This window comes from Paenibacillus sp. JCM 10914, from assembly GCF_001315105.1.
GTDB lineage: Bacteria > Bacillota > Bacilli > Paenibacillales > Paenibacillaceae > Paenibacillus_AQ.
On the sequence record NZ_BAZR01000002.1, the window covers coordinates 117,946 to 129,932 of the forward strand.

An 11,987-nucleotide genomic window follows, 5' to 3' on the forward strand; every position below is an offset into this window, starting at 1 on the left:
AACAGGAGTAATGATGAGATGCTGAGGAAGGGTGAGTGCAATATGTTCTATCGATGGGCTGTATCGATCATGATGATTAGTGCGATTCTCGTTGCATCAACAGGCTGCTCCAAGCAAGTAGCCAAGGATGAAATGCGCTTATATAACATGAAGGCTTACGAAGAAGGCGCGCGGGAAGCCAGGAATTCCGGGCGAGGATTGAACGGCAAGTTTCTCGAGAATTTGCAGCAATCATTCCGTGATGCGGACATTCGATTGACCAATGAGAGTTACACGGAAGACAACATTGGTAATATTACGTACCAATATCGGATTAATTACGATGCCAGCCAGTTTATCACGGTTTTCGTCTATCAAGATCAAGGCTACCGGGAACAAGGGATGAAAGAAATCTACGGCGTTACCGAAGGGGATGCCAATTCCGCAGGTGGTCATAATCTGATTATCAGTCATGGAGAAACAGCGATCGTATATAGTTCGACAGGCGACAAGACCGATAATTATTATGATCAAGTGAAGAAGATTGTTCCCGAGTTATTAGCGAAATATCCGCGAAGAACAAGCAGTTAACATCATCTCGCACAAAAATCGCTCCCCAGGATGGCAGCTTAATGCTTCCATAATTCCTGTAGGAGCGATTTTTTTTTATATGCTGGCATCTCCAAGTTTCATGCCTATCAGCTATTCCTGATGTTTATATAGCTCATGTTTGATATGGCTTAGCTCTGGCAGTAAAATCCGGCTCATAGCCAGACGAACCGCTCCAGTTGATCCGGGCATGGAGAAGATGGCGGTATTCTTCAGTGTACCGCCGATGGCGCGGCTGAGAATCGCGGCAGTGCCGATATCCTCGGCGAAGCTAAGGTATCGGAATATCTCTCCGAATCCAGGCAGCTCTTTATCGAGCAAGGAGGATACGGCTTCGTACGTCGTATCTCGGCTGGAAATTCCCGTGCCGCCGGTGAGCAAGACTACATCGATATTGTCTTTTTTGGCCGACTCTGTAATCAAATCACGGATGAGTTGATCATCGTCCCGTACAATCGTGTAACCTGTTATGTGATGACCTGCTTCTTCGAGCAAGCTTATCATTAATGGACCGCTCTTATCCGTATGGACCGTACGTGTATCGGAGACGGTGATGACCATGCATTGGACGGAAGCGCCGGCTTGCTGTTTATGTTCTTCGACTGAATTTGGATTGTGCATAAGCAACTCCTCGGATTGGGATAAGACTTGCCGTTGACTTCTTAAATGTAGTACACTCGCTAGCATAGTCATTTGAAGCCAACAAAGGAGCTTGTTAATCGTGGAACCTATAACTCCAATCTATATTCTATCAGGTTTTCTTGGCAGTGGAAAAACAACTTTGCTCACGCGCCTCATTGCCCATTGGAAGGAACGCGGCCTCAAGCCTGCGGTTATTATGAATGAGATCGGGGAAGTGAATATCGATGGTCTCGCAGCAGACAGTGACGTGCCAACGTCAGAGATGCTAAGCGGATGTATCTGCTGTACGATTCGCTCTAATCTGCCCTCCGAATTGGCCATGCTCATTAAGCGGGAACAGCCGGATGTAATCGTAATCGAGGCGACAGGCATTGCTAACCCGATGGAGATTCTGGATGCTACGGCGGAAGCTTCGCTTTATATGAGAATCGATGTCAGACAAATGATAACAGTGATCGATTCAGCCCATTTGCTCACACTGCACGCTGAGCAGAAGGGCAAGACCTACCGACTGATGCAGGAACAGATCCGAGCTGCAACCTTACTGGTATTAAATAAAACGGACCGGATCAACGAGCAGGAGCAGGGTGTCGTGAAAAGCGTGGTGCAGCGCTGGAATCCCCACGCGCCGATCCTGTCCACTGTGAAGTGTGAGCTTGACATTCAGGCTGCTCTAGCGACAGATGGCGATTTCGGCGACATTCGTTTATCGTCCATCGAGAGAAGCCACCCGGCTCATGATCATGATTCTCATGAACATGTAATGTCGTATACCTACTATTTTAGCCATCCCGTAAATAGTGTGGCGTTTGAGCGTTTTGTAGCCAATCTCCCGCGTGATGTGTACCGGGCCAAAGGGATTCTTAGTTTCAGCGATACGAACAGTCGCTTTCTGTTTCAGTATGCCTTTCGAGAGTCGGATTATATGAAAATTACGCCGCCGGAGAGCGTCCCGGATGTGGCGGTATTTATCGGGGAGCATTTTCACAAATCCGAGCTAAAACAGCAGCTTCAGTCGCTTGAACGAAACGGATGCAATGCTGAAGAAGCATGACCAATTGACTACATAGCGTTCCGGTGGGCAGCAAGAAAGTGATTCAATCAGCACATGAGGGTTTAATATCTAGGCATAGCATAATCACTGCAAGGAGGATAACCATATGTTGAATGAACTCAAATATAAACAAACGATCGAAGCTGCTCTTGAATGTATGAACGCTTGTAATGTATGTTATGTATCCTGCCTTAAAGAGTACGAACTGGCGATGCTGCGCGATTGTATTACGCTGGACCGTGAATGTGCAGACATCTGTTCTTTAGCCGCACAAGCGATGTCACGGAAGAGTCCCTATACGAAAGAAATTGTAGAACTGTGCATTAAGGTCTGCCTTGACTGTGCAGAAGAATGTGGAAAGCATGAGCATGACCATTGCAAACAATGCGCGGAAGCATGCCGCAAATGTGCGGAAGCATGCCGTGAACTGCTGGAAATTGCCTAATCCATAAGGATAACGATTCGAACCTGATCTCCTCTCTGGAGGTCAGGTTATTTTGATGGAATTTACATGATCACATGGTGTTCAAGCAGCCGTTCCAGCCCAGGATTGTGGTATAATATGGCGGTACGGATGATCGTTATTTTGGAGATTCTGAAACGGGGTTGAGAGCACTTTGCAGCAACTGCTTACATTAAGCGACGTACATAAGCGTTACGGTACATTAACGGTCCTGCAGCAGGTGAATTGGACGATATCCAAGGGGGAATGCGTCGCTTTGACTGGAGGCAACGGAGCGGGCAAGAGCACCCTGCTTCAGTTGATCGCCAAGCTTGCTCATCCGACAACCGGTTCGAGGATCGAACATATGGAACCGATCATGATCGGGTTTGTTCCCGAACGATTTCCCGCCTTGCGATTCAAGCCTTCGGAGTATTTGAGTCATATGGCTGCTATACGGGGCATGAGCCAGAAAGCGGCTGCCAAGCGCATTGATGCGATCATGAGTGTGTTCCGGCTGCAAGATACGAGAATGACGCTCAGTTCGAAGGGCATGCTGCAGAAAGTAAATGTCATGCAGGCTCTGCTGATGGAGCCGGATCTTCTTGTATTGGACGAGCCGTTGTCAGGTCTGGATGAGTCGTCACAGATGGAAATGATCCGAGTTCTAACCGAGATTAAGCGACAGGGAACCGCGATTGCGATGTCCGTTCATGAACCGCTGCTCATCTCCTCGGTAGCCGATCGCGTGACCCAGATCGATCAAGGCCGGATTGAACGTGATGGCATGCTTGAGCGCAAGCGCCCCCTCCCTAGAATGAAACTTGAGTGTTCCGGTTTAAATGAAGCCGATAAGATGGAACTGGAACAGCACGCTGGTTTCTTATACTGGAGATCCACGGGAACTCCGACTGCCCTGATTGTTCACGAGCGTCGTGCCGATGAACTGCTTCTGCTGATCTTGCGAATGGGAGGTTCCATTGTCAGGGTGGAGCCATGGAATGGAGAGGAAGGCTTGGCCCGTTCGTTACCTTCTTCGGAAAGCGGCGTGATGCAACAATGATGTACCCACTCATCAAATACATGTTAGCCAGCTACACCAGGTCGTATCGATATTTTGCGCCGATCGCTTTTATCCTCATATCCACGTTGTTTATATACTCTTATCGTCCTAACCCGGTCATGGACAGTTATGCTGTGACGTCAGCCATATTATTTATAGGATCTGCCTGGCTAGGGCTAAATTTTTTGAACCATGATCAAGGTCGCCAAGCAATGCTGCTTATCATTCATGCCGGCAGTGCGAAGCGTTATTATTGTGCCCAGTACCTTACCATCAACTTGATAACCGTGGCACTGTATTTCTTTGCTTTGGTTTATCCGATTCTGACTGGGATGTTCGATCGGCCCGTCACAGGAAACGATCTTCTCCTGGGGTTTCTCGGACATGCACTGCTAGCCTTGCTGGGTGTTACCTTGTCCTTGTTTTTTCAGTTCGGGTGGATTGAGAATCAGGGGAGAGCAGCAGGTATGCTGCTGATTGTGATGATCTGTTCATTGGCGGGGCAATCCGTGGTGAACAAGCTGCCTGTTGCGCTGGAATTTGTTCCTTATCTGCTTCCACCGGTATCCGTCATGATAAATATGATGATCCATAACGAAGGAAGCTTAACGTTGACCGTTATATTAACATGTGTTTATTGTTTACTGTACAGCGTAGCTTTACTTGTGATTTATATGACATTATCGATCCGTAAGGATGCGGCTGCATTAATCCGAAAAGTAGGTTGATGTAGCATGGGACTTCCATTACGATAGGGATAACTTGAATAGAATCGGTAAAGAACAGCCCAATATAGAGGAGGATACAATGAAACAATCTCGACTGCTGGACAGTGACCACTCCAAAGAGCTGTTTGCCTATTTCGGATTAGCGGTATATTACTCTCAAGCCCTTGAACAGCAGCTCGCCAATCTGTTGATGCTCATCAAGCTCTCTCAAGGCAACGTACCTTCCGAGGAAGATTTCACCCAACTATATCAACGCAAATTAAGCAGTTCCCTCGGTCAGTTGGTACATGAAATTCAGCACTACTTCCCTTTTTCGGAGGAAGAGACACAGCAATTAAAAGAAGTATGGAAGCAGCGGAATCATATTGTTCATGATTATTTTAAGGAACGTATTCACGAGACTTTCAGCCCTGCGGGACGGACCAGAATGATCCGGGAACTGAGTGCTTTTAAAGACCAGGCCCAAGCGCTCGAGCAGAAGCTGCAGGGATATTCCCGTGAAATGTACGTGAAATTAGGTTTGGATGGAGAGAAAAGTGTTTAGTAGAAACTAAGGCCAGTATGAAACATATTCCAGTTTATCTGCGTCTGAGAGGATAGGAGGTGTAATTATGAAAAAAACAACTAAAATGTTAACGGCACTGCTTGTCACTTCATCGCTTCTAGGTGCTGGCGCCGCCTCTGCTTTTACAGATGTGAAAGAGGAGCAGCCGTTACGGATGGTGAAGGAGCTGCAGTCCAAAGGGATTGTTAATGGAATCAGCGTAGACCGATTCGCGCCTAATCAAGCGATTACGACCGCCCAAGCAATCAAGATGATTGTACAGGCGACGGGCTTAGAAGAGCAGCCGAACTTCAGCGGACGCTCATTCGATAGTGTACCGCAGGGTGCTTGGTACGCTAAAGCGGTCAATATTGCCGTCCAGAACGAGTTATCGGTGACGAGCGATATGAAGTGGAATGATCCGATTACGCGTGAGGATTTTGCAACTTTACTGTCCGAGGCCATTCAACAAACCGGGAACTATCCGGTGGTGATGATGTATATCCATGTGGCCGATGAAGAAGATATGAAGGAAGAAAGCCGGGGAGCAGTACAGTTCCTGTTGTTGACCAAGATCGCAAGCTTGAACGCCAGCAACGAATTCGATCCGCTTCGATCCTTGACTCGCCTGGAGGCGGCTGAACTCGTGTATAACTCGATCGAATTCATCGAAGAACATCAGAAGAATACGGTACCTGCAGAGCCGGAGCAGTCTGAACCTGGTGTAACCACTAGCGTAGTGAAAGTGGATGACGAGCAGAATAAAGTTACGGTAACCAAGGAAGATCTGCCGCATCCTGGTTATGGTATCGACATTACTTCCGTAGACTATGTGAGTGATACAGAAGCCGTTATTTATTACAAGATCGTACAGCCGGACCCGGACAAAATGTATCCGCAAGTGATTTCCAGTTCATCGGACGATGTGTTGGTACCTGCCAAGTATACGAAGATTACCGTCAAATCAGCGGGTACGCTTGAATTTAAGAAATAATGCGCAAAGAAGGTTGTCTTGTGAGAATCCGAATTCTCATGCAAGACAACCTTCTTGTTTAGCTGGCTATGCGATTACACATGACCGCTAGCCAGCTCACCAGCTGGCAGCGCGTTGCTGGATTCCTTCTGATCGGGGGCTGAGGTCACACTTCCTTGCTGGAGCTGATACATTTTATAATAACGCCCATTCAAGGACATTAGCTCATCATGCGATCCCTGTTCTACGATCTCACCGCGATGCAGGACGAGAATCTGGTCCGCACTGCGTATGGTAGACAGGCGGTGGGCGATGATAAACGTAGTACGTCCTCGCTTCAGCACCTCCAGCGCTTCCTGGATCAAGGCTTCTGTTTCAGTGTCAATATTGGCCGTGGCCTCATCCAGTATGAGAATGGCTGGGTTGAAAGAAAGTGCACGCGCGAAGGAGATCAATTGTCGTTGTCCGGCAGACAATGTGCTCCCTTTCTCTAACACGGGCTCGTCAAAGCCTTGAGGCAAATGAGACAGCAACTGCTCCGCTCCGACGTCACGCAGAGCCTTCTCCACTTGTTCACGTGTGATTTCTGGATCGCCCAGGCTCACATTGGAGGCGATGGTGCCTGTGAAGAGATACGGATCCTGCAGCACAATGCCCATATGCTTGCGCAGCCACTGTTTCGGCATCTCCGTAACGGGTTTGCCGTCAATCGTAATCGTCCCTTTCTGCGGATCATAGAAACGGAATAACAGATTGATGATGGAACTCTTTCCTGACCCTGTGTGTCCTACCAAAGCGACCGTCTGTCCTTGTTTCGCCTCGAAGGAGATATTCTTTAGTACGTAATCCTTATTGTAAGCAAATGAAACATCCTTGAATTCCACATTGCCAAGATAACGTGGCATTGTACCGTCCGTTACGTTCTCCCCGGTTTCATCCATCAATTCGAATACGCGTTTCGCGGAGACGATGGAGGTATCGAGCGCGGCCAACTGATTGACCATGCCGGTAATCGGTTGAAACATGCGGCCGAGCAAGTCGACAAAGGCGTACAGGACACCGATGGATACGATGCCGGCACCATTGAGTGACGATGAGCCGAAATACCAGAGTACCACGACAAACGAGATGTTTCGAAGCACGTTGACAAGGTTATGAGTCGTGAACGAGTTTAGGTTCAGCATCTTGTTCTGATGAGCCATATAGTCCGCATTCAAGGCTTCAAACTCTTCTTGCGTCGCTTTTTGACGGCGGAATACACGGATAATGGCCATGCCTTGAATGGATTCATTAATAATCGCATTAATCTCACTCAATCGGGACCGGATGACCGTGTTATAGCGAGTGGCGAATTTACGATAGAGTATCGTCCAGACAATCAGCATCGGAATCACAAAGAGGCTAATGAGGCCCAGCTTAACGTCTAACAGGAACAGGGCTATATATACTCCGGTGATGTATACGGCTCCGGAACTGAAGTTGGACAGAACCGCAACGAACAAATCCTTGACCGCTTCCGTATCGTTCGTGACCCTGGAGACGACTTTACCGGCCGGCAGATTGTCAAAGAAATTGACCGGCAGTCGTTGAATATGCGCGTAAACATCGGTTCGAAGCTTCTGAATCACTCGGTTCGCGGCAGATTGCAGCCAGTACGTACGGCCGAAGACGGTAATCATCGAGATCAACAGACAGATCATGAACAATCCGACGAGCTTGAAGATGCTGGGAAGCTCCGGCTTGTAAAATTCAAATAACTGATCGGTCGACAGTTTGACGGCAGGATACTGGCGCTGCTCTGAAGCGTAAGCGATCGTCATGATGCCATTTTGGAAGTCACGTTTGCCTTCCACCCGCTCGACAGGCTCATCAATAAAATAAAAGCTGCTCCCTGCCTGCACGATTCTTACTTCCTGTCCACGAGATTCGCCTTCTTGAAAGCGGTCCTCGCGCTTATAGTAGCTGCCATTGTATTCTGCAGCGTTGTCAGCTTGCGTTGCTTCATAATAGGGGCGCTCTATGCCGAGAATATGGTCATCGATCATCGCCTTGGCGATGAACGGACCCGCAAGCTCAGCGGCAACCCCGATCGCAAGCAGAATTAATGCGGTGATGAAAGTACCTTTTGCTGTAAGTGCATATCGGAACAGCCGTTTGGCAATTCCGGATTCTTTAGAGATCGTGTGATCTGTCATTTCAGTCGGAGTCAATTAAGACACCTCCTCAGAGGTTAAGTTGTGTTCGACCTGCTGGCGCTCATACTGCTCACGGTACCAGCCGTCTAGTTGCAAGAGCTCTTCATGAGTGCCCTGCTCTACAATCTGCCCGTTCTCCAGCACGACAATCAGATCGGCATGCTGCACGGCGGACAGACGGTGGGTCGAGATGAGTGTGGTTTTACCGGCACGCTTGTTCCGTATATTGTCGATGATTCTCGCTTCTGTTCTTGCATCGACGGCAGAGAGAGAGTCGTCAAGAATGAGAATCTCGGGATCGCTGATAAAAGCGCGTGCGAGTGAGACACGTTGTTTTTGTCCGCCTGAAAGCGCGACGCCCTTTTCCCCTACAAGCGTATCTAATCCGTCGGACAACGTAATCAAATCCCGATCAAAGGCGGCCGTCGTGATCGCTTCCATAATCAGTTCATCACTGGCGTCCTTTTTACCGAATTGAATATTTGCGCGTACGGTCTTGGAGAACAGGATCTGTTCTTGCGGCACATAGCCGATCCAGCTGTGCAGTTGGTTAGCTGCGAGATCCGTGATGCGCACGCCCGATATGAGAATGTCGCCGCTACCAGTCGGATACTCATGGAGAAGCTGCTTCAGCAATGTTGATTTGCCACTGCCGGTACGTCCAACCACGCCAAGTGTTTGACCTTTCTCCAATGTAAAATTAATGTGCTGCAGATTGTTGATCGTTGAAGTCGGATACTTGAAGGTCACATCCTGGAACTGAATTTGTTCCGGATTGTCCAGGCTGACAGGATTCTCGGGATCCTTCACATCCGCAGGGGTATGCAGCGTTTGGTTCACGCGATCCAGTGATGCATTTCCTCGTTGCATAATGTTGATCAGTTCTCCGATGGCGAACATCGGCCAGATCATCATCCCGAGATACATATTGAAGGCGACGAGATCGCCAAGGGTAATCTGATTCTGGAATACGAGGTAGACCCCGTAGGTTAATCCAATGACATAGCTGAGTCCAATCGAGAAATTAATGGTTGGCTCGAAGAGTGCATCGACTTTGGCAACAGCCAGATTCTTACGGTATACATCATCGGTGATGTCTTGGAATCGCTTCTGGTCCGCACGTTCTTGCACATAGGCACGGACGACGCGAATGCCGGCTACCGACTCCAGTACTTGATCGTTCATGTCGCCAAAGGCGTTCTGGGCCAAGGTATAACGTTTATGGATGGCCTTGCCATAGATTACCATACCAATGGCGATGATCGGCATCGGCAGAATAGCCGCCAGCGTTAACTTCCAGCTTACGATGAAGCCCATGGCAAACAGAACAACAATCAAATAAATGGTCGAGTCGGTCATCACCAGCATCCCGAATCCGGCGGTAGCGGCAACGGAACGCAGGTCATTGGTTGCTTTGGCCATGAGATCCCCGGTCCGGTTACGCTCAAAAAACGGGGGGAGCATTCCGAGCAAGTGGTTCATGTATCGCGTGCGAAGCAGTCGTTCAACGAGGTTCGCTCCTCCGAACAAACGGTGCATCCATATGTACGTGGCGCAGTACACAACGGCTACGATCCCGACAATCATAAGTAAATATTTGGTGAGAGAAGCCCAGGTAATCGAGCTGCTGACGATATCGTCAATGGCGTTTCCAAGCAGCAACGGCGGCAGTAATTCAACGAGTCCGCAGAAGATCAGGAGAGCAAGCCCGATCAGATAGCGTTTCTTCTCACGCTTGAAAAACCAGCTTAAATTTTTTAGTACGGCAAACACAAATATCCCTTCCTTTCCAAATATAGCGCTATGGATCATATCCGTCCGCAGCCATAAAAAAAGCACATCCTCCGATAACGGACGATATGCTTTAGGGTCATTATTCACTTATCATTCGCACGGCGATCGTGACTTCCGTGCAGCGGTTACCAGTCTATATGAACGGGATTGCTTACAGTCATATAAGGCTGGGTGTTTATGAGACAGCACCATCGGGGAGTCGATCCATATTCAGTTGTCGGTTGTCATCCAGATGATCTTTATCCATACCGACGAGATTAAACATGACACTCACCCTTTCTTCGTAATTTTACATATAATTCAAATGATCTGGTATGGACTGAATTTTATCACCACGAACTAGAATGTGTCAAAGCATTTTTTCCAAAGGATAGATTGCGCTTCGTTCTTATGTCACTATTTTGTTATCAAAATGATTTGTAACGAGGTGTCCCTTTGCGTTATGATACTTATACAACCTGAAACATACGATTCCTTGCCCCTTCAATTTTGAGTCATGCGGATCATCAGAATATGATGTTAAGGAAGGTGTATGCACCATGCAAATACAAGTCAGTGATCAGGCAGCACGTTGGTATAAAAAAGAGCTCGAGCTACAAGAGGGCACATTTGTGCGTTTCTTTCCGCGATATAGTTCTGGTGGCGGGCTTCACCCTGGTTTTTCGCTCGGTATATCTGTAGAGGAGCCGAGAGATGCTGGTTTGACCGAGCGCTCGGAGGAAGTTACGTTTTTTATGGAAGAACAGGATTTGTGGTACTTGAAGGGTTACACACTTCGTGTGAAATATGAGGAATCCATGGATGACATTTCCTATATTTATGAAGAAGAGGGCGCAGTAAATTAACCTAGTAGATAACTGCAGCGCCATCTAGGGAGAGGAGGTTCCCCAAGATGAGCGTATATCACCGCGATATTCGCCAGTATTTCGGCAAACGTTCGGTGGTCCGCGTGAAAGCGGCGGTACTGGTGCCGAACGAGAATGGGCAGATCCTGCTGTTGAAACGGCAGAATAAGGACGTGTGGGGGCTCCCCATGGGAAATTTGAAGCCGGGTGAGGCTCTTGAGGACACAGCTTCGCGTGAGCTGTGGGAAGAGAGCGGGCTGACTGCGGATGATATGCGGCTCTTGGATCTGGTATCGGGTCCGGAGTATATGAAGAAGCATCCTGGCGGGGACGAGGAGTATTATGTGATCGGCGTCTATGAGGCGACCGGTCTGCATAGCGCCATCCATTTGTCACCGAGTGCGGAGGTGTCGCTGAAGTTTTATAGCTTGGACGAAATGCCGAGCATGGATGCCATTACGATTCATTTATTGGACAAAATACGCAATCGACGTTAATCGTTCCGTCATGGAGGAGTCCCACCCCATACTACCGGGGAGGGACTCCTTTGCTGCTGAAAGCCGCTATACATATTGAGATAGTGACACTTGACGTTCTTTACGGCTGTTCGAGTATCGGGATCTCGAGTGCAAAGTCGAAATCATCAATATCATACACTTGCACGGGAAGAGCGCTTTCAACGATGCGCTGAATCAATTCGTATTGATCGGTAAGGATCGGGGCCTCGACCCGCTGGGATGTTAACAGCAGCTCGGTTTCCACCGGATCGAATGATTCGCCGTAAGGTGCTGTATCCATCGCGTTCATAATGGATACCCGCGTGGATTCACCGACCGGGATGGACGGGCTCGTTGCCCATGGAACCTGCAATGCGCGTTCGATCTTCTTTTTGTTCAGCGGTTCCTCGAAGTAGGAGATCAGTTCGCCGATCTTTATTTTAACATGCTGATCGTCAGCACTATTATTCATGAGGTGTTCATCGGTTGCATGAAGTTCGTATAATTCCAGGATCGTTGTGTAAGGAATAATGTATTCCACAGGCTTAGGGGGTACAAGCAATTGGCCATATATCGCCAACATGACGGCTTCCGTCACGAATGTTCTGGTCATGTATTAAAT

Annotated in this window: 13 protein-coding genes; 9 read left to right on the top strand and 4 right to left on the bottom strand. The window is 48.4% G+C overall.

From position 1 onward, the window contains the following. Window positions 1-18: 18 nt before the first annotated feature. Entirely contained in the window at window positions 19-570 is a 552-nt protein-coding gene (locus tag JCM10914_RS03925) for a hypothetical protein (RefSeq protein ID WP_023957676.1), read from the top strand. Between the two features lie 111 nt (window positions 571-681). Here the strand turns inward: JCM10914_RS03925 and JCM10914_RS03930 are convergent, their stop codons facing one another. After that, on the bottom strand, window positions 682-1,209 hold the full coding sequence (locus tag JCM10914_RS03930) for a molybdenum cofactor biosynthesis protein B (RefSeq protein WP_023957677.1): 528 nt from the start codon (window positions 1,207-1,209) through the stop codon (window positions 682-684). 100 nt (window positions 1,210-1,309) lie between these two features. Here JCM10914_RS03930 and JCM10914_RS03935 point away from each other — a divergent pair, with 100 nt between their 5' ends. The 6 genes from JCM10914_RS03935 (at window position 1,310) to JCM10914_RS03960 (ending at window position 6,055) form a co-directional block, all read left to right on the top strand. Next, window positions 1,310-2,284 (top strand): GTP-binding protein, encoded by a 975-nt coding sequence (locus JCM10914_RS03935; protein WP_023957678.1) that lies wholly within the window; start codon window positions 1,310-1,312, stop codon window positions 2,282-2,284. A gap of 106 nt (window positions 2,285-2,390) precedes the next feature. After that, on the top strand, window positions 2,391-2,729 hold the full coding sequence (locus JCM10914_RS03940; protein WP_023957679.1) for a four-helix bundle copper-binding protein: 339 nt from the start codon (window positions 2,391-2,393) through the stop codon (window positions 2,727-2,729). A 172-nt stretch (window positions 2,730-2,901) separates the two neighbouring features. After that, complete coding sequence (locus JCM10914_RS03945; RefSeq protein ID WP_023957680.1) at window positions 2,902-3,789, top strand: ATP-binding cassette domain-containing protein; 888 nt, start codon at window positions 2,902-2,904, stop codon at window positions 3,787-3,789. Further along, entirely contained in the window at window positions 3,723-4,517 is a 795-nt protein-coding gene (locus tag JCM10914_RS03950) for a hypothetical protein (RefSeq protein WP_231638479.1), read from the top strand. The genes JCM10914_RS03945 and JCM10914_RS03950 overlap by 67 nt, the downstream gene beginning before the upstream one ends. Window positions 4,518-4,596: 79 nt before the next feature. Then, a complete protein-coding gene (locus tag JCM10914_RS03955) occupies window positions 4,597-5,061 on the top strand; it encodes a hypothetical protein (protein WP_023957682.1) in 465 nt (154 codons plus the stop codon). Between the two features lie 67 nt (window positions 5,062-5,128). After that, window positions 5,129-6,055: an S-layer homology domain-containing protein gene (locus JCM10914_RS03960; RefSeq protein ID WP_023957683.1), complete on the top strand. Its 927-nt coding sequence runs from the start codon at window positions 5,129-5,131 to the stop codon at window positions 6,053-6,055. 74 nt (window positions 6,056-6,129) lie between these two features. Here JCM10914_RS03960 and JCM10914_RS03965 read toward each other — a convergent pair whose 3' ends face one another. After that, window positions 6,130-8,229, bottom strand: coding sequence for an ABC transporter ATP-binding protein (locus JCM10914_RS03965; RefSeq protein WP_197286829.1), 2,100 nt, complete (start codon window positions 8,227-8,229; stop codon window positions 6,130-6,132). Between the two features lie 15 nt (window positions 8,230-8,244). After that, window positions 8,245-10,002 (bottom strand): ABC transporter ATP-binding protein, encoded by a 1,758-nt coding sequence (locus JCM10914_RS03970; RefSeq protein WP_036717050.1) that lies wholly within the window; start codon window positions 10,000-10,002, stop codon window positions 8,245-8,247. A 560-nt stretch (window positions 10,003-10,562) separates the two neighbouring features. On the opposite strand from JCM10914_RS03970, the gene JCM10914_RS03975 reads away from it, so the two are divergent. Both JCM10914_RS03975 and JCM10914_RS03980 read left to right on the top strand, forming a co-directional pair. Then, window positions 10,563-10,868, top strand: coding sequence for a HesB/YadR/YfhF family protein (locus tag JCM10914_RS03975; RefSeq protein ID WP_023957687.1), 306 nt, complete (start codon window positions 10,563-10,565; stop codon window positions 10,866-10,868). Window positions 10,869-10,915: 47 nt separating this feature from the next. Beyond that, the gene (locus tag JCM10914_RS03980; RefSeq protein ID WP_023957689.1) at window positions 10,916-11,365 is read left to right on the top strand and encodes an NUDIX domain-containing protein; all 450 of its coding nucleotides are present in this window, start codon (window positions 10,916-10,918) and stop codon (window positions 11,363-11,365) included. Between the two features lie 100 nt (window positions 11,366-11,465). Here JCM10914_RS03980 and JCM10914_RS03985 read toward each other — a convergent pair whose 3' ends face one another. Then, window positions 11,466-11,978, bottom strand: a complete 513-nt coding sequence (locus tag JCM10914_RS03985; protein ID WP_023957691.1) for a hypothetical protein — start codon at window positions 11,976-11,978, stop codon at window positions 11,466-11,468. Between the last annotated feature and the right edge of the window lie 9 nt (window positions 11,979-11,987).